At 58.6% G+C, this 23,323-nt stretch carries 31 protein-coding genes; 19 read left to right on the top strand and 12 right to left on the bottom strand.

Annotated features, from left to right (window positions below; all coding sequences use genetic code 11):
- Positions 1-556 (bottom strand): Ppx/GppA phosphatase family protein (locus AC1DSG_RS12275; RefSeq protein ID WP_477791115.1); only part of this gene is annotated, 556 nt, incomplete at its 3' end.
- A 197-nt stretch (positions 557-753) separates the two neighbouring features.
- Between AC1DSG_RS12275 and ppk2 the strand changes: the two genes are divergently transcribed.
- The gene (ppk2, locus tag AC1DSG_RS12270; RefSeq protein ID WP_477791114.1) at positions 754-1,671 is read left to right on the top strand and encodes a polyphosphate kinase 2; all 918 of its coding nucleotides are present in this window, start codon (positions 754-756) and stop codon (positions 1,669-1,671) included.
- 234 nt (positions 1,672-1,905) lie between these two features.
- Here the strand turns inward: ppk2 and AC1DSG_RS12265 are convergent, their stop codons facing one another.
- Together AC1DSG_RS12265 and AC1DSG_RS12260 are read right to left on the bottom strand one after the other, a co-directional pair.
- Positions 1,906-2,256, bottom strand: coding sequence for a BON domain-containing protein (locus AC1DSG_RS12265; protein ID WP_477791113.1), 351 nt, complete (start codon positions 2,254-2,256; stop codon positions 1,906-1,908).
- A 58-nt stretch (positions 2,257-2,314) separates the two neighbouring features.
- The gene (locus tag AC1DSG_RS12260) at positions 2,315-3,817 is read right to left on the bottom strand and encodes an aldehyde dehydrogenase family protein (protein ID WP_477791112.1); all 1,503 of its coding nucleotides are present in this window, start codon (positions 3,815-3,817) and stop codon (positions 2,315-2,317) included.
- Between the two features lie 349 nt (positions 3,818-4,166).
- Between AC1DSG_RS12260 and AC1DSG_RS12255 the strand changes: the two genes are divergently transcribed.
- From AC1DSG_RS12255 to AC1DSG_RS12245, 3 genes are read left to right on the top strand one after another with little or no spacing between them, the layout of a single operon-like run.
- The gene (locus AC1DSG_RS12255) at positions 4,167-4,370 is read left to right on the top strand and encodes an HvfA family oxazolone/thioamide-modified RiPP metallophore (protein ID WP_477791111.1); all 204 of its coding nucleotides are present in this window, start codon (positions 4,167-4,169) and stop codon (positions 4,368-4,370) included.
- A gap of 57 nt (positions 4,371-4,427) precedes the next feature.
- On the top strand, positions 4,428-4,943 hold the full coding sequence (locus AC1DSG_RS12250; protein ID WP_477791110.1) for an HvfX family Cu-binding RiPP maturation protein: 516 nt from the start codon (positions 4,428-4,430) through the stop codon (positions 4,941-4,943).
- Positions 4,944-4,998: 55 nt separating this feature from the next.
- Positions 4,999-5,697: a dienelactone hydrolase family protein gene (locus AC1DSG_RS12245; protein WP_477791109.1), complete on the top strand. Its 699-nt coding sequence runs from the start codon at positions 4,999-5,001 to the stop codon at positions 5,695-5,697.
- 70 nt (positions 5,698-5,767) lie between these two features.
- On the opposite strand, the gene AC1DSG_RS12240 is transcribed toward AC1DSG_RS12245, so the two are convergent.
- Together AC1DSG_RS12240 and AC1DSG_RS12235 are read right to left on the bottom strand one after the other, a co-directional pair.
- On the bottom strand, positions 5,768-6,736 hold the full coding sequence (locus AC1DSG_RS12240) for a nitrilase-related carbon-nitrogen hydrolase (protein ID WP_477791108.1): 969 nt from the start codon (positions 6,734-6,736) through the stop codon (positions 5,768-5,770).
- A gap of 87 nt (positions 6,737-6,823) precedes the next feature.
- Positions 6,824-7,762 carry a GlxA family transcriptional regulator gene (locus tag AC1DSG_RS12235; RefSeq protein WP_477791116.1) on the bottom strand — a complete coding sequence of 313 codons (939 nt, stop codon included), beginning with the start codon at positions 7,760-7,762 and terminating at the stop codon, positions 6,824-6,826.
- Positions 7,763-7,920: 158 nt separating this feature from the next.
- Between AC1DSG_RS12235 and AC1DSG_RS12230 the strand changes: the two genes are divergently transcribed.
- Complete coding sequence (locus AC1DSG_RS12230; protein ID WP_477791107.1) at positions 7,921-8,415, top strand: PaaI family thioesterase; 495 nt, start codon at positions 7,921-7,923, stop codon at positions 8,413-8,415.
- 11 nt (positions 8,416-8,426) lie between these two features.
- On the opposite strand, the gene AC1DSG_RS12225 is transcribed toward AC1DSG_RS12230, so the two are convergent.
- A complete protein-coding gene (locus AC1DSG_RS12225) occupies positions 8,427-9,047 on the bottom strand; it encodes a cell wall hydrolase (protein ID WP_477791106.1) in 621 nt (206 codons plus the stop codon).
- Between the two features lie 139 nt (positions 9,048-9,186).
- Between AC1DSG_RS12225 and AC1DSG_RS12220 the strand changes: the two genes are divergently transcribed.
- Positions 9,187-10,038: a CAP domain-containing protein gene (locus tag AC1DSG_RS12220; RefSeq protein ID WP_477791105.1), complete on the top strand. Its 852-nt coding sequence runs from the start codon at positions 9,187-9,189 to the stop codon at positions 10,036-10,038.
- A 31-nt stretch (positions 10,039-10,069) separates the two neighbouring features.
- On the opposite strand, the gene AC1DSG_RS12215 is transcribed toward AC1DSG_RS12220, so the two are convergent.
- Positions 10,070-10,306: a hypothetical protein gene (locus AC1DSG_RS12215; protein ID WP_477791104.1), complete on the bottom strand. Its 237-nt coding sequence runs from the start codon at positions 10,304-10,306 to the stop codon at positions 10,070-10,072.
- A gap of 201 nt (positions 10,307-10,507) precedes the next feature.
- Between AC1DSG_RS12215 and AC1DSG_RS12210 the strand changes: the two genes are divergently transcribed.
- The 3 genes from AC1DSG_RS12210 to AC1DSG_RS12200 all read left to right on the top strand — a co-directional run bounded on the left by AC1DSG_RS12210 (position 10,508) and on the right by AC1DSG_RS12200 (position 13,458).
- The gene (locus AC1DSG_RS12210) at positions 10,508-12,271 is read left to right on the top strand and encodes an L-lactate permease (RefSeq protein WP_477791103.1); all 1,764 of its coding nucleotides are present in this window, start codon (positions 10,508-10,510) and stop codon (positions 12,269-12,271) included.
- Between the two features lie 102 nt (positions 12,272-12,373).
- A complete protein-coding gene (gene yghX, locus AC1DSG_RS12205; protein ID WP_477791102.1) occupies positions 12,374-13,261 on the top strand; it encodes a YghX family hydrolase in 888 nt (295 codons plus the stop codon).
- 5 nt (positions 13,262-13,266) lie between these two features.
- Complete coding sequence (locus AC1DSG_RS12200) at positions 13,267-13,458, top strand: hypothetical protein (protein WP_477791101.1); 192 nt, start codon at positions 13,267-13,269, stop codon at positions 13,456-13,458.
- A 2-nt stretch (positions 13,459-13,460) separates the two neighbouring features.
- Here AC1DSG_RS12200 and AC1DSG_RS12195 read toward each other — a convergent pair whose 3' ends face one another.
- On the bottom strand, positions 13,461-14,249 hold the full coding sequence (locus AC1DSG_RS12195) for a DeoR/GlpR family DNA-binding transcription regulator (protein ID WP_477791100.1): 789 nt from the start codon (positions 14,247-14,249) through the stop codon (positions 13,461-13,463).
- Positions 14,250-14,361: 112 nt separating this feature from the next.
- On the opposite strand from AC1DSG_RS12195, the gene AC1DSG_RS12190 reads away from it, so the two are divergent.
- The 3 genes from AC1DSG_RS12190 to AC1DSG_RS12180 all read left to right on the top strand — a co-directional run bounded on the left by AC1DSG_RS12190 (position 14,362) and on the right by AC1DSG_RS12180 (position 16,321).
- Entirely contained in the window at positions 14,362-15,240 is an 879-nt protein-coding gene (locus AC1DSG_RS12190) for a serine hydrolase domain-containing protein (protein ID WP_477791099.1), read from the top strand.
- Between the two features lie 92 nt (positions 15,241-15,332).
- On the top strand, positions 15,333-16,139 hold the full coding sequence (locus tag AC1DSG_RS12185; RefSeq protein WP_477791098.1) for a DUF2092 domain-containing protein: 807 nt from the start codon (positions 15,333-15,335) through the stop codon (positions 16,137-16,139).
- The gene (locus AC1DSG_RS12180; RefSeq protein ID WP_477791097.1) at positions 16,136-16,321 is read left to right on the top strand and encodes a hypothetical protein; all 186 of its coding nucleotides are present in this window, start codon (positions 16,136-16,138) and stop codon (positions 16,319-16,321) included. The genes AC1DSG_RS12185 and AC1DSG_RS12180 overlap by 4 nt, the downstream gene beginning before the upstream one ends.
- 31 nt (positions 16,322-16,352) lie before the next feature.
- On the opposite strand, the gene AC1DSG_RS12175 is transcribed toward AC1DSG_RS12180, so the two are convergent.
- On the bottom strand, positions 16,353-17,009 hold the full coding sequence (locus tag AC1DSG_RS12175) for an ATPase (RefSeq protein ID WP_477791096.1): 657 nt from the start codon (positions 17,007-17,009) through the stop codon (positions 16,353-16,355).
- 172 nt (positions 17,010-17,181) lie between these two features.
- On the opposite strand from AC1DSG_RS12175, the gene AC1DSG_RS12170 reads away from it, so the two are divergent.
- Together AC1DSG_RS12170 and AC1DSG_RS12165 are read left to right on the top strand one after the other, a co-directional pair.
- Positions 17,182-17,676: a hypothetical protein gene (locus AC1DSG_RS12170; RefSeq protein WP_477791095.1), complete on the top strand. Its 495-nt coding sequence runs from the start codon at positions 17,182-17,184 to the stop codon at positions 17,674-17,676.
- Positions 17,677-17,733: 57 nt separating this feature from the next.
- Positions 17,734-18,642, top strand: coding sequence for an alpha/beta fold hydrolase (locus AC1DSG_RS12165; protein ID WP_477791094.1), 909 nt, complete (start codon positions 17,734-17,736; stop codon positions 18,640-18,642).
- Between the two features lie 30 nt (positions 18,643-18,672).
- Here AC1DSG_RS12165 and AC1DSG_RS12160 read toward each other — a convergent pair whose 3' ends face one another.
- Positions 18,673-18,873, bottom strand: coding sequence for a YbdD/YjiX family protein (locus AC1DSG_RS12160; RefSeq protein ID WP_477791093.1), 201 nt, complete (start codon positions 18,871-18,873; stop codon positions 18,673-18,675).
- A 446-nt stretch (positions 18,874-19,319) separates the two neighbouring features.
- Here AC1DSG_RS12160 and AC1DSG_RS12155 point away from each other — a divergent pair, with 446 nt between their 5' ends.
- The 5 genes from AC1DSG_RS12155 to AC1DSG_RS12135 all read left to right on the top strand — a co-directional run bounded on the left by AC1DSG_RS12155 (position 19,320) and on the right by AC1DSG_RS12135 (position 22,279).
- The gene (locus tag AC1DSG_RS12155) at positions 19,320-19,925 is read left to right on the top strand and encodes an SCO family protein (RefSeq protein ID WP_477791092.1); all 606 of its coding nucleotides are present in this window, start codon (positions 19,320-19,322) and stop codon (positions 19,923-19,925) included.
- Entirely contained in the window at positions 19,925-20,398 is a 474-nt protein-coding gene (locus AC1DSG_RS12150; RefSeq protein WP_477791091.1) for a copper chaperone PCu(A)C, read from the top strand. The genes AC1DSG_RS12155 and AC1DSG_RS12150 overlap by 1 nt, the downstream gene beginning before the upstream one ends.
- Positions 20,399-20,520: 122 nt before the next feature.
- The gene (locus AC1DSG_RS12145) at positions 20,521-20,946 is read left to right on the top strand and encodes a hypothetical protein (RefSeq protein WP_477791090.1); all 426 of its coding nucleotides are present in this window, start codon (positions 20,521-20,523) and stop codon (positions 20,944-20,946) included.
- A 157-nt stretch (positions 20,947-21,103) separates the two neighbouring features.
- Positions 21,104-21,322 carry a PLD nuclease N-terminal domain-containing protein gene (locus tag AC1DSG_RS12140; protein WP_477791089.1) on the top strand — a complete coding sequence of 73 codons (219 nt, stop codon included), beginning with the start codon at positions 21,104-21,106 and terminating at the stop codon, positions 21,320-21,322.
- A 663-nt stretch (positions 21,323-21,985) separates the two neighbouring features.
- A complete protein-coding gene (locus AC1DSG_RS12135; RefSeq protein ID WP_477791088.1) occupies positions 21,986-22,279 on the top strand; it encodes a fructose-bisphosphate aldolase in 294 nt (97 codons plus the stop codon).
- A gap of 115 nt (positions 22,280-22,394) precedes the next feature.
- Here the strand turns inward: AC1DSG_RS12135 and AC1DSG_RS12130 are convergent, their stop codons facing one another.
- The gene (locus AC1DSG_RS12130) at positions 22,395-23,039 is read right to left on the bottom strand and encodes a substrate-binding periplasmic protein (protein ID WP_477791087.1); all 645 of its coding nucleotides are present in this window, start codon (positions 23,037-23,039) and stop codon (positions 22,395-22,397) included.
- The coding region (locus AC1DSG_RS12125; RefSeq protein ID WP_477791086.1) for a hypothetical protein at positions 23,023-23,323 on the bottom strand (301 nt) is incomplete at its 5' end. The genes AC1DSG_RS12125 and AC1DSG_RS12130, both read right to left, overlap by 17 nt.

Here is a 23,323-nt window from a genome sequence, read left to right as displayed (position 1 = left end):
ACGCCGGGGCGGTGATGCAGCCACCGGAAAAGTAGCGCGCACCAAAGGTGCCGCTGCCAATGGCAATGCTTTCGGTCAACAACGGCTGTGCGCCCTGCCCCAGAATCAATTCGGTGGACCCGCCACCGATGTCCACGACCAATCGCATGCTTTGCGGACTGGGGATCGAATGGGTGACACCGGCGTACACCAGTTGCGCCTCTTCATGCCCGGAGATGACGTCAATCCGGAACCCGAGGTGGCGCTCGGCGCTGGCCAGGAACAGCTGCGCATTGTCGGCCTCGCGAACGGCACTGGTCGCCACCGCCCGTACCCGGCCGGCTTCAAAGCCGCGTAATTTTTTGCCGAATCGCGAAAGCGCCTGCCATCCACGATCCAGCGCCATTTCATCCAGCGCACCGCCCTGGAGTCCTTCCGACAAACGGACAGGTTCACGCAGGGTTTTCACCTCCTGGATCATCCATTTCTGGTTCCGCTTGACCGACTGGCCAATCATCATGCGAAACGCATTGGAGCCCAGGTCAATGGCTGCAAACAGGGAGGCGTCTCCTTTCATGGCGGGGATTCCTGGCAATTTCATCGGCCCGCGGAGGGAGTTCCGCTGGGCGTTCAAGTCGGTTTGCGAGGATCCTGCCATGGGTTAGGTGACACCAAGATGACACCAGGTTTTTTTCACTACGCCGGCATCGTCACTGGTCCGTCATATCCCCGGGACTAGCATGATCACTTCCACCTTCGTCGGGAGTTCTGACCATGCTTTTAGACAACGACACCCTGATTCAACGTATCCATCGTGAACTGCTCGATCACAGCGACGAAGAGCTGGAACTGGAGTTGATGGAGGACGGACACGACCTCAACGCGCTGTTCGATGAGCACATTGGTGACAGCAGCGAAAAAGAACATCGACGTCGCTATTTCAGCGAGCTGTTCCGCCTGCAAGGCGAACTGGTCAAGCTGCAGAGCTGGGTGGTGAAAACCGGCCATAAAGTGGTGATTTTGTTTGAAGGACGCGACGCGGCGGGCAAAGGGGGTGTGATCAAGCGCATTACCCAGCGGCTCAATCCACGGGTGTGCCGAGTCGCTGCCCTGCCCGCGCCCAACGACCGCGAACAGACCCAATGGTATTTCCAGCGCTACGTCTCGCACCTGCCGGCCGCCGGTGAAATCGTCTTGTTTGACCGCAGCTGGTACAACCGCGCGGGCGTCGAGMRGGTCATGGGATTCTGCAACGACGACCAATACGAAGAATTCTTCCGCACCGTACCGGAATTTGAACGGATGCTCGTCCGCTCCGGCATCCAGCTGATCAAATACTGGTTTTCGATTTCCGACCAGGAACAGCACCTGCGCTTTCTCAGCCGCATTCATGATCCGCTCAAGCAATGGAAACTCAGCCCGATGGACCTGGAGTCCCGCCGTCGCTGGGAAGCCTATACCAAGGCCAAGGAAATCATGCTGGAGCGCACCCACATCGCCGAAGCGCCGTGGTGGGTGGTGCAGGCCAACGACAAGAAACAGGCTCGACTCAACTGCATCCACCACCTGCTCGGGCAGATGCCGTATGAAGAAGTCGAATACCCGTCAATTGAGTTACCGGAACGCTTGCGCCAGGGAGACTACTCGCGCAGCCCGACGCCACCGGAACTGATCGTGCCGCAAGTGTATTAAGACTGACGGGGGGCAAGCGCTCCCTTTCGTCATCATTCTGTAACCTTGCAACAACAATACTGACACCACACAACGCGTGCTTTTTTCGCTGCCTTTTCAGGCGGCTTTTTTTTGCCCATGAAAAAGCCGCGTGCACCTGTCTCAGGACAAGGCATGTTGAATGTGCATGGCTGGATAAGCCGCCCCGGCGCAGCGCTCCCGGCTCCGGAAGCGCTGCTTATAGAGTCGCCCCGGTCATTTGTCGTCCGTCTTGCTTGACGATTGAGGCCGCTGTTCAGCGCTTTCTTCGGCGTTGGGCGGTTCGGGATAGCTGCCTGGCATGAACACGTGAGTCAGCAATTCCCTGGCATCGACGTCGACAACGCCCTGAACTGAACGGGTCACTGCAACCACCTGCTCACATTGCCGATGGGTGTTGACCCGGCCACTCAACGCCACCGTGCCCGCATGGGTCTTGACGTGAATGTGCATGGCAAGGGTGGGCTCCGCCATGGCCAGGGCCGACTTCACCCGGGCCGTCAGCCATGTATCGTGAGCGACCGCTTCCAGTTGATGAGAATACTGCTCGAAGGAACGAAGTTTCATGGTGTATCCCTCTTTCAGAAGAAAGGAGCAAACACCTTAATTATAGTGTGCCCCTCGCCTAGCGTTTGACCGACAAATCGGTCTGCGTCATGCGACTACGGACGGTGAACACGCCGTCTCCGGAGAGAATCGCACTGCGAGCAAACAGCCGACCGCTCTCCCAGTTCGAGAGACCCAGCTCCGGCTTGTTCAACGCGTACTGTCCGTCGACCCAGCGAGTGATACCGTTGCCGACAAACGGGGCGTTGACCGCGTTGTAGAAACGTTCATGCGCGGCGTCATCCGCGCTGATCAGCGACACTGTGAACTGCGGGCTGTAGCGATTGAACAAGGCAATGGCACCGTCCAGGTCGTCGACAAACATCAGGCTGACTTCCGGGGTTTCTTCCCATTCCCACTCGCGTCCCAGTTGACTCTCAGGCAGAGGCTCGGCCATCGCCTCGGTCTGATAGCCCTGCGCGCGGTACACCTCAACGCTCGCGTTCAACCATTGCGCCGGCAAGTACGGCTCGCTGCCTTCGACAATGTGCAACTTGCAGCCCTGGCCCCGTGCGCTGCCGGCCTGTTGCAACGCATCGAGAAACAGCGGCACCAGTTCAAGGGCACGGTCGCGCTGGATCAGGCAGACGTTCAAGGTGTTGCAGACCTTGCGGTCCAGCGAATTTCGCACCACGGCGGCGAAGCGTGTCGCGTCGGCGTCCTTGTCGGCGATCAGCCATGCACCACCGGTGCCGTGGAGGCTGACGGCGGTACCCGCCTGTTGGGCGATGCTGCCCAATTGGCTGACCGCACGCCCCGAACCCCGGGCCACGGCCAGGGACAGACGCCGGTCGGCGAACATCGCCCAACCGGCCGCGTGGTTGACGCTTTCGACCAGCGACACCGCGCCGACCGGCAACCCGGCGTCGCTCAGTGCCGGATTCAGGGCATGGGTGACGATGGCCTGGGCGGTGCCCAACGCATCGCTGCCAATGCGCAGCACGGCGGTGTTACCGGTACGCAATACGCCGGCAGCGTCGGCGAACACATTCGGCCGGCCTTCAAAGACAAACGCGACGATGCCCAACGGCGACACCACTTGCTCGACTTTCCAGCCGTCATGCTCGACGCAACTGAGCACTTTGCCCCGTGAGGCGGGCGCATCGCGCCAGGCGCGCAGGCCGGCGATCATGTCGCCGCGCATGCGCTTATCCGCCAGCAAGCGCGTGGTGGAACGCCCGCGGGCTTTGGCACGCTCAATGTCGGCGAGGTTGGCGGCCGCAATCAAGTCCCAGCACTGCGGGTTTTCCAGGCGCTGGGCAAACAGGTCGAAGAAGGCGCTGATGGCTTGATCCGACACCGCCGACATCGCGCTGAACGCCACTGCTGCACGCTCGATCGCAACGCTGGCCGCTTGCTGGTCAGCCACCGGAATCAGCAACAGTTCGCCGCTGACCTGCTCCACCAGCAGGTGGTCTCCGGGCTGAAAGCGCGCGGCCAGTTCGGGGCTGACCACCGTGACACGATTACCGGCAAAAGGAATCGGCGTGCCAGCGACTAGACGTTCGAGCGCAAGAGACATGAAGCGGTTCACCATGCAGGGGACGGGCGGAAAATGTATCGGAAATTGTCCAGAGCGTCATTAATCCAATCCACCACAAATCCCTTGTGGGAGCGAGCCTGCTCGCGATAGCGGTGTGTCAGTCAACATCATTGTTCAATGACCCACCGCTATCGCGAGCAGGCTCGCTCCCACAGGGGTTATACGCAGCGCTTGTATCAGTATGTGTACAGCACCGCCCCTGACACACCCCGCCCATAAAACCCCACCGCAACGACACATCGCAGATACACCGCCTTGATGAACTACGCCTGTCGATTGGCCAAGCCGATCAAAGCGCTCAACTCACTCAATGTTACGGAGTATCACCATGTTCAAACTCTCAACGTCCTCCCTGACCCTCGGCCTGCTCATCGCCGGTGGCCTGGCCCTGTCGAACGTCGCTTCGGCCTCCGAATCCGAAGCGTTCAGCATGAAACAACTGGCCCACGGCTACAGCCAGGTCCAGGCCGACACCGCGGAAAAACCCGCCGAAGGCAAATGTGGCGAAGGCAAGTGCGGCGCCAGCGAGTAACCCGTCGCGCGGGGCCCGTCGTGGCCCCGCATTCCTGACTCAGTGGAGATCAAGCCCATGAACACCTCACTCTCATCGGCCGTCAAAGGCCTGCACCTGAACCTCGACCGTGCCGGTAGCTGGCTCGCGCCCTTGACCTTGCGGTTGTTCATCGCCTGGGAATTTTTTGAGTCGGGCCTGGAAAAATGGAACGGCGATAACTGGTTTGCCGACATCCAGGACCGTTTTCCGTTTCCGTTCGATCACATCCCGGCCACGCTGAACTGGGAATTGTCGATGTGGGCCGAACTGATTGGCGCGTTCGCCATTCTGCTGGGCTTGGGCACGCGAGTATCGACAATCATGCTGATGGTGGTCACTGTGGTCGCCACCGCCGCCGTTCACTGGCCGGCCGATTGGTCTACATTAAGTGAGCTTGCCCAGGGTTACGCCATCAGCAACAAGGGTCACGGCAACTTCAAACTGCCGCTGATCTACCTCGCCGCCCTGATGCCATTGTTGCTCTCGGGTGCCGGTAAGCTGAGCCTCGATACGCTGCTGGCGCGATTTTTCTGGCGCCGTCACAATCGTTGAGATGCTAACGTGGCAAGCTTCACTCTTCACCTCAATTGCGTAGACAGGAGCCACCATGAGCGTGACCACCCAATGGATCGAGATCGACAGCGACGAAGGTACATTCGGCGCTTACCTGGCCATTCCTCATACCCAACGCGGCCCGGGGATCGTGCTGATCCAGGAGATCTTCGGTGTCAACGAGCACATCCGCTCGGTCGCCGAGCAATACGCCGCTGATGGGTATCTGGTGATCGTGCCAGACCTGTTCTGGCGCAACGGCCACCGCATCGAACTCACCTACGACGAAGCCGGCTGGAAACGCGCCGTCGAGTTGATGAACGCCACCRATATCACCAAGGCGCAGGCCGACATCAAACTGGCCATCGACAAGTTGGATGAAGAGCCGGGGCTGGATGGCGGCATTGCTTCGATCGGTTATTGCTTTGGCGGCCTTCTCTCTTACCTCACCGCCGCCAACGGGCTGGTGGAAGTGGCCGTCGCCTACTACGGCGGCGGCATCCAGAATCACCTGGACCGCGCCGATGACATTGAAGTGCCGTTGCTGATGCACTTCGGTGAACAGGACAGCCACATTCCGCTGGAAGCCGTGGAAAAAATCGCCGAACGCTTCGACACTAACGACAATGTGGAAATTGTCGTGTATCCAGAGGCTGAACATGGCTTCAACTGCTCGCACCGCGACAGCTACAACCAGCGCGCAGCGGCTGAGGCGCATGGCAATACATTGATCTTTTTGGGTCAGGAACTGTAAAACCGCCCTTCGTGAAAAAGGCCCCTTCATCGCTTGATGAAGGGGCCTTTTTTGTGGCGCGTTTACTGGATCACAGTTCTTCCGGCTGAGCAGTGACGGCCAACTTCGGCTGAGCATTGCGCTCATGAACATGACGATGGGGCGTGCGGTCGATGTTCAGGCTCRGAATCTCCGGACGGCTGTAATGGCCACGGCCGTCCATTTGACGCTTGCGGATCTCGATCTCGAACAAGTCGATGTCAGCAATCACTTCGCCTTCACCTTCGGTCAGCGCACCGACCACCTCACCTTGTGGGTCAATGATCGCGGTGTAGCAACCGCCGGAGATCGGGCCAATCTCACAACCGGTGTCGGCCATGATTTGCGCTTGCTGTTCCGGGTATAACCAGGCCGTCGAGTTGACCACGAAGCACGCCGATTCCAGCGCATGCATGCGGATGCTGACTTCCATCTGCCGGGTGAACCGCTCACCGGCAAACGAGCCGGGGTACATCGAAGCGTGAATCTGCTCACCGTCTTCGATCAGGGCATACCGCGCCAGCGGGTTGTAATGTTCCCAGCAGGCCAGTTGACCGATGCGCCCGACCGCACTGTCGGTGGCGCGCAGGCCCGAGCCATCGCCCATGCCCCAGATCATGCGTTCGTGATAGGTCGGCGAGATCTTGCGACGCGCCTGAATCAGCGTGCCGTCGGCATCAAACAGGAGTTGCGTATTGTACAGCGTGCTGCCATCGCGCTCGTTGACGCCGATGGACACCACCATGTTGGCTTCCTTGGCGGCTTTGCCGATTTCATCGGTGGTCGCCGATGGCACCACCACAGCCTGATCGAGCAATTTGTAGTGCTCGGAGCCCATTTTAAAAGGCGCCTGCACAAAGGAGAAATACGGGTAGTACGGCACGATGGTTTCCGGGAAAACGGCGAACTGCACACCCTTCTCGCCGAGTTCGCGAATCTTGTTAACGACTTTTTCTACCGTGCCTTCACGGCTGTAGAGCACGGGTGCGATTTGGACGGCAGCGGCTTTGACGATGGTCATGGCGGTGATCTCACTGAGGGATTGGGCTTCAACGAGATCAAGATTACGGCAATCATATTTTGTCTTGAATGTCGAATACACCACCTTTCAAGACATCGTCCGATTGGCGCGCTGAATCACCTGTGGCGGCTGTCCGAACGCGCGGATAAAGGCACGGCGCATGCGCTCCCGGTCGCCGAAACCGGTTTCGGTCGCCACCACATCAATGGCATGCCGACCGGTTTCCATCATCAGCCGCGCAGCTTCCACCCTCAGGTTTTCGATGGCTTTGGCCGGCGTTTGACCGGTTTCGGCATGGAACACCCGACTGAATTGTCGAGGGCTCAAATTAGCTGCACTGGCCAACTCCTCCACCGACAACGCGGATTTCAGGTGTTGCTTGGCGTAGGTCAATGCTGCCTGGATACGGTCGGTCTTCGGTTCCAGTTCCAGCATCACCGAAAACTGCGACTGACCACCCGCGCGGCGGTGATACACCACCAGTTGCCGAGCCACCGTGCGCGCCACGTCGGCACCGAGGTCCTTTTCCACCAGCGCCAGGGCCAGGTCGACACACGCGCTCATGCCGGCGGCGGTCCAGATATTGCCGTCGTTGATGAAGATGCGGTCCTCTTCGACCAGCACCTTTGGATACGCTCGCTGCAAGGCCGGGGCATGACACCAGTGAGTGGTCGCCCGCCGCCCCTCCAGTAAACCCGCTTCGGCCAGTGCAATCGCCCCGGTACAGATCGAACCCAGACGTCGGGTTGACTCACTGGCACGGCGCAAAAACGCCACCAAGCCCGGCGAGGTCGGACGGATCAAGTTGTCGCCCATCACCAGCAGCGTATCGAACGTGCGCTGATCGAACGGGCTGGTTTCCACACCAAAACCCGCGGAGGTCTGCACCATGCCACCGTGCTCGGACAGCAGCGAAAGGCTGTATACCGGCTCGTCGGCGCTGTTGTTGGCCAACTCGAAGGAAGCGCACATGGCGAGGCCGAGCACCTGGAAACCGGGGTAAACGATGAGTCCGATGTTGAGCATGGCGGCTGTCCGTAAACGTGGCATGACGGGTTTCACGCCATCTGAACAAAACTCTACTCTGCTGTGAACCGCACCGCATTACCGTATGGAGCAATGGACTTCCCCTGACTCCAGCGTTTTAATCTCAGCGGACTTTCAAAGCACAACAAGGGACCACCATGCTCGACATTTCCATGCAGGACAGCGCCGCACCGGATGGCGTGTGCTACGGCTGTGGCAGCCGCAACCCTCACGGCCTGCACGTCAAAAGCCACTGGCACGAAGATGGCGTTCACGTCGTTGCCGAGCATCTGCCCGACGCCAAGTACTGCGGCTGGCCGGATCTGGTGTACGGCGGCTTGATTGCGATGCTGGTGGATTGCCACTCGAACTGGACCGCCATGGCTTACCACTACCGGGCCGAAAACCGCGAACCGGGCACACTGCCGCGCATCGACTGCGTCACCGGCAACCTGGGCATCAAGTTCATCAAACCGACGCCGATGGGCGTTGCGCTGACCYTGCGCGCCAAGGTCGAGGGCGATGTCGGGCGCAAGACCCGGGTCATCTGCGAGATCTTCGCCGACGGCGTGCTCACGGCCGTGGGTGACTCGGTGTTTGTCCGGGTCGATACCGGGCAACTGGCTGCCGCGGCGCATGGTCGTGAGGTGTAAGGGCTTTACAGCTATTTCGCCTTCCCTTCGTGCGGTTTGTAGAACACGAACAACCCGATACTCGCCGTTTTGATGTACTTCCTGGCCCAGACCGGCTTCACCATCTTGTCATGGAAGTACATCGCGCCGCCGGTGCGATCCGGCAGCTGCTTGTTCAGCGCCTTGCGAGCGATTTCCTTGGCCAATTCATATTGGGTTTCTTCCTGGACCTTGTCCGGGCGCCCGTCGCACCACCAGGAGAACTGGCAGCTTTTGGTTTCAGAACCTTGCTTGACCACCGCGCACACGGTGTCGGGGAAACCTTCGTGGCCGAGGCGGTTCATCACCACGCTGGCCACCGCTTCCATGTCGGCGGTGTTCTTGCCTTTGGCCTCCCAGTAAATGGAGCGGGCCATGCAGGTGATCGCATCGTCCAGCGGAGACTTTCCGGCCGGGTCGACGGCCTGGACTTCGGACGGGGTAATGGCCTGGGACGTGGGCACCGGCACGTTGCTGCCCTTCTCGGCCGCCTTCTGTTCAAGCACCTGAGCCTTGTCTTGCGCCACGTCCTGTTTTTGTTGTTGATCGTCCGCAATGGCCTGACCGGCGAGCAGTGAAACGGCAAGCAACGCGGCGATCCAATTGACGGGCATAGCGCAAACACTCTGGGAGGCGTCGGCTTAGTGTAGTAGCCAAATCATGTCACCTACTGAGTCACAAACTGTAAAAAGCCATTGCCTTGTACGGGGGGAGTTCGCGCATCATGGGCGCAGTCCGTCCAAGGGGGTTGTCATGCACGTCTTATCATCCGCTTTGCGCTTTTCGGGTTTGTCGTTGGGTCTGGTGCTTGCCACTACGGCAATGGCCTCCGAAGAAACGCAGCTGACCGACTCGATCAACGCCTTTCGCAGTCTGACGCAGAATTGCGCCGGTCAGGTCTCGCCGGAGTTGCCACCGCTGAACAGCGATCCGCGTCTGGTATTGCCGGCCAGCGGGCCGGTCGACTTGCAGCAGGCCATGGTGCGTGCGTCGTATCCGATGTTCAATGTGCAAGCGATTACCCTGACCGGCCCGCGTGATGCGCAAGCCGCGATGATGGCGGTGCAGGAGAGCTTCTGCCAGGTGGTGCTGGACCCGAAATTCATCGACATCGGTGTCAGCCGCCAAGGCAACGATTGGYGAATCGTGCTCGCCCGCCCCCTGTTGCCTGCGCGCCAGGGCGACTCCGCCGCCGAAGGCCAGAAGCTGTTGGTCGAGCTCAACTCCGCGCGCACCCAACCGCGTAAATGCGGCAGCCAGGCGTTTGCCGCGACCACACCGCTGGGCTGGAACGCCCTGTTGGCGACAGCCGCTGAAACCCACTCCCGGGCCATGGCCAACGGCAACTTCTTCGATCACAAGGACCGCGACGGCCGCACGCCCGGTGACCGTGCGGAACTGGCGGGTTACAACTTTCAGCAGATCGGCGAGAACATCGCCGCCGGGCAAGACACCGTGCGCAAGGTGGTCGACGGCTGGCTGGCCAGCCCCGGTCATTGCGCCAACCTGATGAATCCACAGTTCCGTGAACTCGGCGCCGCATACGCGGTGGACCCGAAGAGCGATGCGGGGATTTACTGGACGGCCATGTTCGGTACGCAATAAGGACGATGATCAGAGCGGGGATAAGCCGTTCTTACAGCGTTTGCTGACTGTTGCCGACGGTTTTGGCCTTTTCGATGGCCCAGTCCATCGCCGCCTCCATGTCCAGCAGGTGCGGGGACGGATGGTGGTCCTCTTCAATCACCGAGCCGTCGGGACGGTACACACCGATCAGCATTTTCAAGGAGCCGTCTTTCAGTATCTCGGCCGTGACCTTGATCGAGCATCCGTTGGAAAGCGTCTCCTTGTGTTCCTCATGGCGTTCAGTCATTGCTGTCTCCCTCTCGTACTGAATGAATGGGGCAGTCATCCCCTCTGAGCGTAGTAGAAGTTCGCCCGGGATCATTGCCGCCACGGCACCTTTCAACAACGAAAAACCTCCCCGAGACAGCGGCGCAATGCCACCTATACTCCTTTCCACCAACCCCGCCCGGGGGCCTGCACTACCGACAATAAAAAGCAGAGGTGGAACATGGTTTGGCAGCAAGTCTACGATCCCTTTGGTAACCCGGTCATTTCAACCCTCCTGGCAGCCGTGCCGGTGGTGGTGATGCTGGCCGCCCTGGCGTTTTTCCACATCAAGGCGCACATAGCGGCGTTGCTCGCGCTGGCGTCTGCCTTGGTGATTGCGATCCTGGCTTTCGGCATGCCGGCGAACATGGCCGGCTCGGCGGCGTTATTTGGCGCTGCCAACGGCTTGCTGCCGATTGGCTGGATCGTGCTCAACATCATCTTCCTGCACCGACTGACCACCGAGAACGGCTCGTTCAAAGTGCTGCAGGATTCCCTGGCACGCATCACCGACGACCGACGCCTGCAATTGCTGCTGATCGCCTTCTGCTTCGGTGCGTTTTTCGAGGGCGCGGCTGGCTTCGGTACGCCGGTGGCGGTGACCGGTGCGATCCTGATCGGACTTGGCTTCTCGCCCTTGGCCGCCTCCGGCCTGGCCTTGATCGCCAATACCGCGCCTGTTGCGTTCGGCGCACTGGGCACGCCGATCATTACCCTCGCCAAAGTGACCGGGCTGGATGAAATGGAGCTGTCGATGATGGTCGGTCGCCAGCTGCCCTTCTTCTCGGTACTGGTGCCGTTCTGGTTGATCTGGGCCTTCGCCGGCTGGCGCAAGATGCTGGAAATCTGGCCGGCGATCCTCGTGGCCGGGGTCAGCTTCGCGGTGCCACAATTCCTGGTGTCCAACTACCACGGCCCGATGCTCGTGGACGTGATCGCCGCGCTGATTTCCATGGCCTGCCTGACCGGATTCCTCAGGGTCTGGAAACCCGCCACGGTGCACACCTCGGCCGCCTTGACCGGGCGCGTCGACAACTCGAAGATCGACGAGGAGCATAAGCACACAACCGAGGCCAGCGCGACGTTTGCCAGCGATGCCAAACCGGCGGTTATGCGCGCGTGGATGCCGTGGATCATCCTCACGATATTCGTGTTCGCCTGGGGCACACAAAGCTTCAAAAACATGTTCGATACCCGCCCGGCGATCGACCCGGCCACCAGCTCGGCCAAGCTCGATCCGCAAGGCAAACCGATGCGCGAAGCGAACCCGATTTTTGCCCCGATCGTGACCTTTACCACCCTGCACCAGCAGGTTGAAAAAGTACCGCCGGTGGTGCCAGCGCCTAAAACCGAGGACGCGATCTACAAGTTCACCTGSTTCACCTCCACCGGCAGCGGCATCTTGCTCTCAGCGATCCTCGGCGGGCTGCTGATGGGCTACTCGATTCCTCAACTGGTACGTCATTACCTGCGAACGATATGGGTGGTGCGCTACTCGCTGATCACCATTGTGGCGATGCTGGCCCTGGGTTACCTCACGCGCTACTCCGGACTGGAYGCCACCATGGGCCTGGCCTTCGCCGCGACCGGGATTTTCTACCCCATGTTCGGCACCCTCCTCGGCTGGCTCGGCGTGGCCTTGACCGGCTCCGACACGGCCTCCAACGTGCTGTTCGGCGGCTTGCAACGGGTGACCGCCGAACAACTGGGGATCAGCCCGGTGCTGATGGCGGCGGCGAACAGTTCTGGCGGGGTCATGGGCAAAATGGTCGACGCACAGTCGATTGTGGTGGCGTCCACGGCAACGCGCTGGTACGGGCATGAAGGGGAAATTCTTCGGTACGTATTCTTCCACTCCATCGTGCTGGCGATTCTGGTCGGTGGACTGGTGACGTTGCAGGCGTATGTGGCGCCGTTCAGTCATATGGTGGTGGGTGGGCATTAATCCGTAAGTGCCACCGTTTGCCACAACCCGGACAAATTGTCCGGGTTGTGCGGCAAACGCTGCTTTACTGGATTAAATCTTTAACACACGGGAAGCGCCCCTATGGAACGTCTCACCGCCAAAGATTTCGCCCCCGAACTGCTCGAACTCTACGATTACTACGTCCATGGCAAGATCAACCGGCGAGAGTTTCTTGATCGCGCGGCGTTGTTCGCCTTGGGCGGTTTGACCGCCGGCGCCTTGCTCGCCTCCCTGAGCCCCAACTATGCGCTCGCCGAACAAGTCGAGTTTACCGACCCGGACATCATCGCCGAGTACATCACCTACCCCTCACCCAAGGGCCACGGCAATGTGCGCKGTTATCTGGTGCGCCCGGCCAAAGCCACCGGCAAAGTGCCGGCGGTGCTGGTCGTGCATGAAAACCGTGGGCTTAACCCTTACATCGAAGACGTCGCCCGACGCCTCGCCAAAGCCGGGTTCATCGCCCTCGCCCCCGACGGTCTGAGCTCGGTCGGCGGCTACCCCGGCAACGACGAAAAGGGCCGTGAGCTACAGGCGAAGGTCGACCCCGAAAAGCTCATGAATGATTTTTTCGCCGGCATCGAGTGGCTATCGAAAAACGACGCGACCACGGGGAAAGTCGGCATCACCGGCTTCTGCTACGGCGGGGGTGTCTCCAACGCGGCGGCCGTGGCGTATCCGGAGCTGGCGGCAGCCGTGCCTTTTTATGGTCGCCAGCCAAAAGCGGAGGATGTAGCCAGGATCCAGGCGCCCTTATTGCTGCATTACGGCGAGCTGGACAAGGGCATCAATGATGGATGGCCAGCGTACGAATCAGCGTTGAAAGCCGCCGGCAAAACCTATGAGGCCTATATTTATCCGGGCGTTAACCATGGTTTTCATAACGACTCGACGCCTCGCTACGATGAAGCCGCTGCCAAACTGGCGTGGGACCGTACGATCGCGTGGTTTCGCAAATACCTGACTTAGGGGGCGTGCCGCAAGCGCAGGCAGCAGGTATCAATTCCTTCGATCATTCACATCACGAAGCCGAATTTTTTATTTCCCTGCGGCGTATTCAAGATGGCGACATCTCGAATACGTCGGAAGACACCTTCATGAACCTGAATTTCGCCTTTGCCTGCTTCATCGTCGTGTCGTTTGCGATTGCGCTCGGGCACGGTTGAGATCAGGCGTCCACCTGAATCACCTCAATACCCAACCGCTGGTAATCCTCAATGTTGCCCGACGCCACCTGTTGCTCGGTGATCAGCGTATGGATGCGCTTGCACGGTGCGACAACGAACGGCTCCACGGCGCCCAGTTTGTCCGCGGTGGTCACCGCCACCACGTGCGACGCGCTGTCGATCATCGCCTGCTTCACCGGCGCCTCATCGAAATGCAGTGAGCTGATGCCAACCTCCGGGTGAATCGCACAGATGCCGATGAACAGCAGATCAGCCTTGATGCCCTCGATCAGCCGCAGGGTTTCATGCCCGCTGGCCGACATCGTCGCGCGATTGAGTTGACCACCGGCCAGGATCACTTTGATGCCGGTGTATTCGGCCAGCGCGATGGCGATCATGGGCGACGCGGTAACGGCCGTGATGGCAATGTCCGAGGGCAGCGACCGCGCAATCTGCAGCGTTGTGCTGCCTGAGTCGAACAGCACAATCTGGCCATCCTGCACCCGGCGCGCAGCGAGTTGCGCCAGCCGGGTTTTCACCTCATCGGTTTCACCAACCCGGGTGAAGAAATCCTTGCCCGTGTCTTTAGGTCGCGGCAACGCGCCGCCATGCACCCGTTGCACCAACCCTGCGCTGGCGAGTTCTGACAGGTCGCGGCGAATGGTGTCTTCGGAAACGGCGAAATGCTGGCTCAATTCGGAAGCCATGACCTTGCCGTCGCGCTCAAGGATCAGAAGGATTTTTTGCCGGCGCACCGACGGTAACTCGGCTGCAGCGTGCTGATCGTGCATGTTTTTGCCTGAAATTGCGGGTTTGTGCGAGATTAGCCAAGCCACCGATAAAACACAATTGGGTGTTTCTGGCACACTGCCACGGCACCTTCGTCCAGAGCAGCCCTCCCCCATGCTTTTCACCCTTGTCTCAAACGGTTCACCGCTCACGCCTGCACAACCTGACGTGACGGTTCCCTGGTGGAGCTTTACCAAGACCGTGCTCTGTGCCGCCGCACTGGCGCTGGTGCGTGATGGCAAGTTCGATCTGGACGATACGCTGCCGGAAGGACCGTTCACCCTGCGCCAAGTGCTGCGGCATGAAGCCGGGCTGGCGGATTATGGCGAGTTGGCGCAATACCACGCCGCCGTGGCGCGCAACGAAACGCCGTGGCCCGCCGATGACATGCTGCAACGCCTGGAAGCGACCCGATTGCGCTACGCACCCGGCGATGGCTGGCGGTATTCGAACGTGGGTTATCTGTACGTGGCCAGGTTCATCGAGCGCCTGAGCGGTCTTGCATTGGACGAGGCGCTGACCCGACTGGTTTTTTCGCCCCTCGGTTTGTCACGTGTACGCCTGGCCACGACGCGAGCCGATCTGCAGGGCGTGACCATGGGCGCCGCGCAAGCGTACGACCCGGGCTGGGTGTATCACGGCCTGCTGGGCGGCCCGCTGGATGAAGCCGCGCTTTGCCTGGATCGACTACTGGCCGGCCAGAGCCTGCCGCTGCCGTTACTGCGGGAGATGCAAACGGCCCGCGTGCTCGGCGGGCCGATGGCTGGTCGTCCATGGACTGCGCCTGGCTACGCCTTGGGCCTGATGCAAGGTGCGGTCGAAGGTGGACTGATATTGAGCGGGCACACCGGCGGCGGACCGGGCAGCGTGATCGCGGTCTACCGCTGCGCAAAAGATGACAACACCGCCAGTTGCGCGGTTTTTGCCGAAGGTGGCGTCGACGGGACTGTCGAAGCAGAGGCTGTCGGTCACTTGATGAATTGCCTTAAATGACCCGGATGAGTGGTCGCTCATTGCCTGTGTGATGGGACTAACGTTGTAAGTCCACACCGGGCAATCCGGTATTCTCACAGCGGTGAACTTCCATGGACAAGATCGCCCGACAGTTAATCGAATCCTCAAAAATCCGCTTCGCTGGCGCCGGATTGGCATTAATAGTGGGATTAAGCATTCCGAATGCCGCCCATGCCGATGAGGCGTACGCCAAAAACTTGCTCAAGAGCATGTCCGACTACCTGACCGCGCAAAAAAACCTATCGTTCAACTACGACACAAACTTTGAAGTCATCACCAAGGAAAAACAGAACCTTGCGCTGGCCGCTTCCGGCACGACAGTCATCAGCCGCCCCGACAAGATGCGCAACACGCGTGCGGGTGGATTTGTCGACATGGAAATGCTGTTTGACGGCACCACCCTGACCTTGTTCGGCAAGAACACCAACACGTACACGCAAGTGGCTGTGCCCGGCACACTGGATCATTTGATTGATGAATTAAGGGAAAAGTACGACCGACCTTTGGCCGGCGCCGACCTGTTCGTGTCCAACCCTCAAGATTCATTGATGAAGGGCGTGACCAACATAAAGGACTTGGGCAGTGGCGTGATCGGAGGCGTCGAGTGCGATCACCTGGCGTTCAGAAGCAAAACGGTGGATTGGCAGATCTGGATCGCCCAAGGCGAGCGTCCTTACCCCTGCCGTTATGTCATTACCTCAAAACAGGTCGCGGGCGGGCCGCAGTACAGCATTCAGTTCAGTAACTGGAAGACCGGTGATGAAGTTGCCGCTGACGATTTCACCTTTAACAACACAACAAATGCGCAGAAAATCGACTTGAAAGACCTCCCCGGCGATGCTTTGCCGAAGAACTTTGTGCGAGGACCTGCCAAATGAACGTTTTGATAAAAACAGGCGGTTTGCTACTGGGCGGCTTCGTGCTGATCGCAGCGCTTGAGTTCGGTGAAACCCTGTCGATCCCAGGCGTACACAGCGTGATTTCCCAGGCCGAAGCCGTTGTCGGACGCCCTCTCTCCCCGGTCAGCGTTGCCGGGGTGGCGCGGCGTAGCAACCGGTGATGACCACCCAGGCTTGAACGCCTGGGTTGCGTCAGTTACTGGCAACGTGCGCCACACTGCCCGACTTCACCAACGCCTTGAGCGAAGCATCAAATTGCTTCAGCGCGCTTACTTGCAACTCGGTTTGCTGGTCGATTTGCGCAGCAATCTCCGGCGCCGCTTTGCCATGCACCCACACCGAAGGCATTTGCTGTGCGCGAGAGCCTTCGGCCTGGCCGATGTACTGCAGGTTCGCGTCGTAGAACTTGGCCATGAAACGCGCTTCGACCTGATTATTGCGCTTGGACACCAGCCGGCTGTAGGTGTCCAGCATCACCACCACGTCGGGATGGGCTTGCACCAGTGCGTCAAGGTTGTCGTAGACGGTCACCGAGCCGAACTGTTTTTCCAGCGAGCCCATGAGCCAGCTGATCGCAAGCTTCGGATCGGAGCTGTTGACGAAGGCGTTGCTGATGCGCGAATCCAGCTGAGGATTCTTCGCGCCGTTCACCGCAACCGCATGGTACTGCTCAAGGTACTGGAGGGTGTTGAGGGTGTTTTCGCTATAAAGCACGCCCACCGATTGGGCATGCTGCAGGCTGGTTGCGCTGTCGGCGATCGGCAGGAAATGGCAAGACGGGTCAGCCGCGTAAGCCGGCACGGTGGCGCTGAATACGGCGATAAAAGCCAGCAAGGTAGACATTCTCATCGCGCAGGTTCCTTCAAAGGCGAGTTCGGTATGTGGCTATCCTCCTCCCTTGGCGAAAAAACAGAACTTGCATTGCTTGATGGTAATTATTGATTAAACCAATGGTGGTGCGATGAGCCTGGGCTACGCTGTTCTGATGCCTTGTTTCAGCCCTCACCCATGGAGCCCAAACGTGCACCGGATTTCCTCTGCCGCTATCGCCTTGACCCTGTTATTCGCCTTGACCCTGTTATACGCTTTTTCAAACTCAGCCTCTGAGGGTACCCCTGCCCTGAATGAAGCCCGCACCCTCGTCGCCAAGGCCCACATGGGCAGCAATCTCCCGGCCCTTGCACTGTCGATGGCGCAGGGAACGGCTCCCTATTCAGTGATTGCCGAGAAGCTGGGGGCTGACGATGCCAGCCGCATCGTGTCCGAGGAGATCACTGTTTTACTGCCCAAATACCAGCCGGAATGGGATGAGAACCTGGCACGGGCCTATGAGAAGTCGTTTTCCGAAGAAGAACTGGCATCGCTCGTCGCTGAAGGGCCCGCCTCGCAATACGTGGAAAAAGTAAAAGCACAGCAAACCACTGTCGGTGAAGAGATGCGCTCGACTTCAGAACCGATTGTCACGGCACTGGTGAGTGAGGCGCTGAAAGCAACCATGGAAAAACATGTGCCGTAAGGCGGTCTACGCTGCTTCGGGTATGCCATTTCCCACGTGTACCCTGGAGGCACCGTCATGTTGCGCACCCTGCTGACCACTTCATTGCTGCTTGCACTCAGCCTCCCGGCACTGGCCGGCGTACCGCCATTCCCTGCTGATTTTCATACCCAGGACATCACCGTTGAAGGCGTGAAAATCCATGTGCGCGTCGGCGGCAAAGGGCCTGCCGTGGTGATGCTGCATGGTTTTGGCGACACCGGCGACATGTGGGCGCCACTGGCGGCTGACCTGGCCAAGGACCACACCGTTGTGGTGCCGGACCTGCGCGGCCTGGGGCTGTCGTCGATCCCGGACAGCGGCTATGACAAGAAGACCCAGGCGGGCGACATCCGTGGCGTGTTGGCCGCATTGGGCATCGAACACTCGGTGGTCATCGGCCATGACATTGGCACCATGGTCGCCTTCGCTTACGCTTCGCGTTATCCGCAGCTGACGGATCGCCTGGTGGTGATGGACGCTCCGGTGCCCGGCATCCCGCCCTGGAACGATATCGTCCGCTCACCGATGCTTTGGCACTTCGACTTTGGCGGGCCGGACGCCGAGCGACTGGTGGCGGGTCGTGAACGTATCTACCTCGACCGGTTCTGGAACGAATTCGCGGGCGACCGCAGCAAAGTCGATGAAGCCACCCGCCAGCATTACGCCAAGCTCTATGCCCGCCCCGGTGTGATGCACGCGGCCTTCGCCCAGTTCGGCAGCATTCGTCAGGATGCCGTGGACAACGAAGCCTCGATGAAGACGCGGCTGACGATGCCGGTGCTGGCCATCGGCGGGGAAAAATCTTTTGGGGCCAATGAAGCGATCGTAATGCGCAACGCGGCGGACAACGTCACCGAAGTGGTGATCCCTGGCGCCGGTCACTGGCTGATGGAAGAAGCGCCGACGGCGACCATTCAGGCGATTCGCAATTTCATTGCACAGTGACGCGAGTGGATCGCAGCGTTCGCGCAGCGATCAGCAGCAACGCGTCGTGCACTGCTTGCCGCCGTATCGGGCCTCCTGACGCTCACGAATAAACATCGAAAGGCTCATGACCGGCTGGTCCGGGTGTTTGAGCGCCATTTGCGCGACGTAGTTGTCGTAGTCGGGGACACCGACCATCAAACGCGCGCTCTGACTGAGGAATCGGGCGGCTTGCTGCAATTTGCGGTACATGGCAATGCTCTCATTGTGGTTTGGGACAACCCCATGAAAGCGCACTTATGTATCTGGAATGTGTCCGCGCAACCGCAACACCGCCCGTCTATCCGCAACACCTACCTTGTAGCAGCTGTCGAGCAGCGCGAGGCTGCGTCCGGCTGCGCAGCAGTCGTAAACCCTGAGTGCACGGTGAACCTGACGCACCGCATTGTCTGACTTTACGACTGCTGCGCAGCCGGACGCAGCCTCGCAGGCTCGGCAGCTGCTACGGGATCGCGTTATGGCTACATGCCGGGAAACCACTGATCCGTAGTTATCTGCCCATTCTGCCTCTGTACCGTAACGCGCGCCGGTCCGACAATGCGCAGCCCGCCGCTACAGTTTGTTAATATCCACGCGCTTTTTTCGTCTGATCTATCAGCCGCCACAGATTTCACGTCGCTACACAGGATTTCCCCTCCATGAGTACGTTGTATACCCGTCGCACTGTTCTGCGCGGCATGAGCCTGTTGAGCCTCGGCCTGCTGGCCGGTTGCGATGACAGCAGCAAACTGTCGTTCAAACACGGCAAGGACCTCAGCGACAAGATCATGGGCCGTACCTTCAAGCTCAAGGACGCCGACGGCGAAACCCGGATGTTGACCAGCTATCGCGGGATGATGCCGATGATTTTCTTCGGCTTCACCCAATGCCCGGCCGTGTGCCCGACCACCTTGGCCCGAGCCGCCCAAGCGAAAAAACTGATGGGCCGCGACGGCGAAAAGCTGCAAGTGATCTTCATCACCCTGGACCCGGAACGCGACACGCCGCAGATGCTCGACAAATACGTCAAATCCTTCGACCCGACGTTCGAAGCACTGCACGGCACGCTGGAAGAAACCGCCGCCACCGCCAAGGAGTTCGGCGTGTTCTTCGAAAAAGTCCCCAGCGGTTCGAGCTACACCCTCTCCCACACCGCGACCAGCTTCGTCTTCGACTCCCGAGGCACTTTGCGCCTGGGACTGTCCGCGTCCCTTACCGCCCAAGAGTGCGCAGAAGACCTGCTCACCGTCATGGAGGTCTGCTAATGACTGCAACATCCTTCAAACGCATCAAACAACTGGCCCTGGGTCTGTCGCTGATCGGCCTGGCCTTTCAGGTGTCGGCGCAAACCCAGGTCCACGACGCCTGGGTCCGCGCGACCGTTGCCGACCAACCGTCCACCGGCGCGTTCATGACCCTGCAAGCCGACAGCGACAGCAACCTGCTTAGCGTTCAGTCGCCAGTGGCTAAAACCGTCCAGATTCACCAAATGAGCATGAAAGACGACGTGATGAAAATGGGCATGGTCGAGTCCGTCGCGCTGCCGGCGGGCAAGGCTGTGAACTTCGATCCCCATGGCTACCACCTGATGCTGATCGACCTGACCGCTCAGGTTAAGGAAGGCGATAAAGTCCCGCTGACCCTGACCGTGAAAAACGCCAAGGGCGAGCAGGAAATCATCGAAGTGCAGGCCGAGGCTCGGGCACTTGGCAAGATGGATCACAGCAAGATGCATTGAGGCGTTGAGCTGAAGGCGGTAGCGGATAAAAAAAGCAATTGAACCCTGCGGCCCATCGCGTTTTCGAAAGCCTATAGCGCCAAACTTCGACGAAGCCAGGCGCCATTGCAGAGGAAATCCCGATGAACACCAGACTTCTGCTTCTGATCACCTACTTGAGCCCGACACTGGTCATGGCTGAAAGTTGTGACGTCCAGACCCGGTCTCAAAGCCCTTCCGTACCGGTGGTTGAATCCCATAGCTGCTATGAGTACGACGGCATGCCGGTGAACGCCATCGACTGGTCATGCAGCAACGAAAGCAAAGAGATGCTGACCAGCACCAAGAAAAAAGTCGCACAGTGCGACGATCACTACCAGGCCACGTGCATYGCCACGCTGACTCAGGAATCCCTGACCAACCCACATTCCACCAGCAAGGACAAGGACAGCACCTCGCTGAACATCCCCGACAAGGCAAAAGTCACGACTTACTACTACAGTGCCGAACACCTGGGTCAGGCGAAGATTGATTGCGAAACGGGTGGCGGACACTGGAAAGCGCAATAGGCCGTTCACCATATTCCCTGTGGGAGCGGGCTTGCCCGCGAATGCGGTCTGTCAGCGAACGGTTGCCTGTCAGACCGCCAATCACCAAAAACCTGAAATTTAATGAACCCAGACCACTGCGATTCACCTAACTGAATGACTATCAGGAGGGTGACGAATGCACATCGAAACAATCTGGATCGTACTCACAGCCGTACTTCTGCTTATCGAGCTCTGGGCAATCAACAAAGTCCGAAAAGCCGAAGGCAAATCGAGCAACAAACTCTTGTGGATCGTGGTGATCGTGTTTGTGCCGCTGATTGGGGTTGTGGCATGGGCATTAGCGGGGCCGAAACACACCGAACACAACCCGCATTCGCCGCAGGCCAGGCAATGACGCTGGAGCGTGTGCGCTGAAGACCGCGTGATCCAAATACAAAGCCCCGAAGATTCGGGGCTTTGTCGTTTCTGGTCATCACGCTTCGCGCAGTCTATTGGAAGCCGCCAGACTCGAATCTTCCATTCCGAAAATCACGTAGGAAACAACCCTCTGTGTCGAGGGATCTTGCTCCCGCTGGACGGCGAAGCCGCCCCAAACCCCGCCACAATTTTAAACACACCCACATCCTGTAGCAGCTGGCGAAGCCTGCGTCCGGCTGCGCAGCAGCCGCAAACCCGGCAAACAAAGTCCACCTGACATTAAACAACCTCTGAATACACGACTGCTGATCAGCAAACGCAGTCTCTACCAACAACCACAAAACCCGATTTTCGGTCCTACAACCCCGTTTGCGACCACCAAAATCGACGCCTATAGTCGACCCGTCGCTGACCGCTGTCAGCGATGGGTTTCGCAGCCCTCAAGATTGACACCAAGACACCGTCAGGCATGATGCAGCCGGCTCCGCCTGCTTAATGTTTTATGGCGGTTGTGCGCGGGAGACCCTCGGGTCTGCCGGGTCTTGGTGTAAATCCTCCGGTCTGCGAACCCGCGCACAGCTGCCACCCATTTGTTTCGCAGCAGAAAGGTGGCAATTCTTTTTATTTAAGGATTTACACCATGACGACTCAACTTCCGCCCCGCCGCTTCACCCCAATGTCCCAACTCGCCACCGACTACCCGGTCCTGCTCATCGACAGCGACGCCCCACTGCGCGAACTCCACAACTGCCTCAGCGAACGCCTCAACGCGGCCCTCAAATACCTCAACCTGATGGCCTGCACCAGCCTCCCCGACTACGCCGAAAACGACATCAACACCGTCACCAACATCGCCCGGATCATGATCCAGGATGTGCGCGATGTTTTTCGGGTGATTGAGCAGCGTGGGTTTGATACGCCAAAGAGCCAGTGATCAAATTCAAGTCGTAAAAAAACCCGTGTTACTGCGGGTTTTTCTACGCTTATACAGCTAATGAATAGTGAGTTCAGTACTCATTGCTACGTCGATTGATATACAATCCGAAGAGCTAAAACAACATATTTCCAACTTTGGATATTCCGTGATCTAGAGACGCCAACAGGATGTTCTCAGATCTTTTAACTACGACACTCGATCCCACACCAAAAAACTCAGGTGCAATGATCAATTCATCATGTAGCTTTAATTCGAGCACTGACAACTTATCAATTAGCAGATTTGCAATATCAACCCCCACAAGTAAACTGTCTATTGATTCATCATGGAGCCCAACAGATAACGCTTCAAAATCCAAGAACTCATAAACTTTGAGCGTATTAAGCTCTGACCGCGCATATGCACAATGATTTGAACCGACCAAAACACCAATTGACCGCACTTCACTAAAGCCATTTAATCGCCCCTTATAAATAATTGCTTCAGGCGAATCAAAATATGGCACTGTGAAATCGTACATTGCCGATCTCTTAGGAGTTCTGGAAATACTGGAGAATATCGCGTGCACTTCCCCAGCGTCTAATGACTGAAAAAGCTCACTCCACTTCATCGGGACAAATTGACAATCAAGTTCGGCGGCATTGCACACCGCATGTAAATAGTCAAACTCAAATCCACAGCCCACTCCATTTCGAACGAAGGTGAACGGAATATTCTCCGAGTCATAACCTATAAGATATCTAGCACGCCGCGTCATACATCGCCCCCTCTAGCGCTTTAAATTCCTCATAATCACATTCAAGTTCTTCAGCGTTCTCACTGGCAAAATAAACAATACCTGGACAGGTTTCCATACTGATAGTCCTGGCCAATTCAGACCCATTTCTCGGCAAGTGAAGTTCATCGACATAGGTCGGCAACGCCCGTACAGCACTCAAGTAACTATCATCCTGCACTTGAAGAACACGAGGACATCTCATCAATACTGCAAGACACTTTGACTTGTTACCCGAAAATTTTCGCATTTGGTTTTTGAAATCC

The sequence above is a fragment of the Pseudomonas sp. P5_A12 genome, assembly GCF_056400685.1.
Note: the sequence above shows the minus strand (reverse complement) of the source record. Positions and strands in the feature narration are given on the sequence as shown.

What these genes read in the sequence shown, in the direction of transcription:
- AC1DSG_RS12265 (WP_477791113.1), bottom strand. Translation starts at nt 2,256, where the DNA reads ATGAAACTTCGTTCCTTCGAGCAGTATTCTCATCAACTGGAAGCGGTC.
- AC1DSG_RS12260 (WP_477791112.1), bottom strand. Translation starts at nt 3,817, where the DNA reads ATGTCTCTTGCGCTCGAACGTCTAGTCGCTGGCACGCCGATTCCTTTT.
- AC1DSG_RS12255 (WP_477791111.1), top strand. Translation starts at nt 4,167, where the DNA reads ATGTTCAAACTCTCAACGTCCTCCCTGACCCTCGGCCTGCTCATCGCC.
- AC1DSG_RS12250 (WP_477791110.1), top strand. Translation starts at nt 4,428, where the DNA reads ATGAACACCTCACTCTCATCGGCCGTCAAAGGCCTGCACCTGAACCTC.
- AC1DSG_RS12235 (WP_477791116.1), bottom strand. Translation starts at nt 7,762, where the DNA reads ATGCTCAACATCGGACTCATCGTTTACCCCGGTTTCCAGGTGCTCGGC.
- AC1DSG_RS12225 (WP_477791106.1), bottom strand. Translation starts at nt 9,047, where the DNA reads ATGCCCGTCAATTGGATCGCCGCGTTGCTTGCCGTTTCACTGCTCGCC.
- AC1DSG_RS12215 (WP_477791104.1), bottom strand. Translation starts at nt 10,306, where the DNA reads ATGACTGAACGCCATGAGGAACACAAGGAGACGCTTTCCAACGGATGC.
- AC1DSG_RS12195 (WP_477791100.1), bottom strand. Translation starts at nt 14,249, where the DNA reads ATGCACGATCAGCACGCTGCAGCCGAGTTACCGTCGGTGCGCCGGCAA.
- AC1DSG_RS12190 (WP_477791099.1), top strand. Translation starts at nt 14,362, where the DNA reads ATGCTTTTCACCCTTGTCTCAAACGGTTCACCGCTCACGCCTGCACAA.
- AC1DSG_RS12185 (WP_477791098.1), top strand. Translation starts at nt 15,333, where the DNA reads ATGGACAAGATCGCCCGACAGTTAATCGAATCCTCAAAAATCCGCTTC.
- AC1DSG_RS12180 (WP_477791097.1), top strand. Translation starts at nt 16,136, where the DNA reads ATGAACGTTTTGATAAAAACAGGCGGTTTGCTACTGGGCGGCTTCGTG.
- AC1DSG_RS12175 (WP_477791096.1), bottom strand. Translation starts at nt 17,009, where the DNA reads ATGAGAATGTCTACCTTGCTGGCTTTTATCGCCGTATTCAGCGCCACC.
- AC1DSG_RS12165 (WP_477791094.1), top strand. Translation starts at nt 17,734, where the DNA reads ATGTTGCGCACCCTGCTGACCACTTCATTGCTGCTTGCACTCAGCCTC.
- AC1DSG_RS12160 (WP_477791093.1), bottom strand. Translation starts at nt 18,873, where the DNA reads ATGTACCGCAAATTGCAGCAAGCCGCCCGATTCCTCAGTCAGAGCGCG.
- AC1DSG_RS12155 (WP_477791092.1), top strand. Translation starts at nt 19,320, where the DNA reads ATGAGTACGTTGTATACCCGTCGCACTGTTCTGCGCGGCATGAGCCTG.
- AC1DSG_RS12150 (WP_477791091.1), top strand. Translation starts at nt 19,925, where the DNA reads ATGACTGCAACATCCTTCAAACGCATCAAACAACTGGCCCTGGGTCTG.
- AC1DSG_RS12140 (WP_477791089.1), top strand. Translation starts at nt 21,104, where the DNA reads ATGCACATCGAAACAATCTGGATCGTACTCACAGCCGTACTTCTGCTT.
- AC1DSG_RS12135 (WP_477791088.1), top strand. Translation starts at nt 21,986, where the DNA reads ATGACGACTCAACTTCCGCCCCGCCGCTTCACCCCAATGTCCCAACTC.
- AC1DSG_RS12130 (WP_477791087.1), bottom strand. Translation starts at nt 23,039, where the DNA reads ATGACGCGGCGTGCTAGATATCTTATAGGTTATGACTCGGAGAATATT.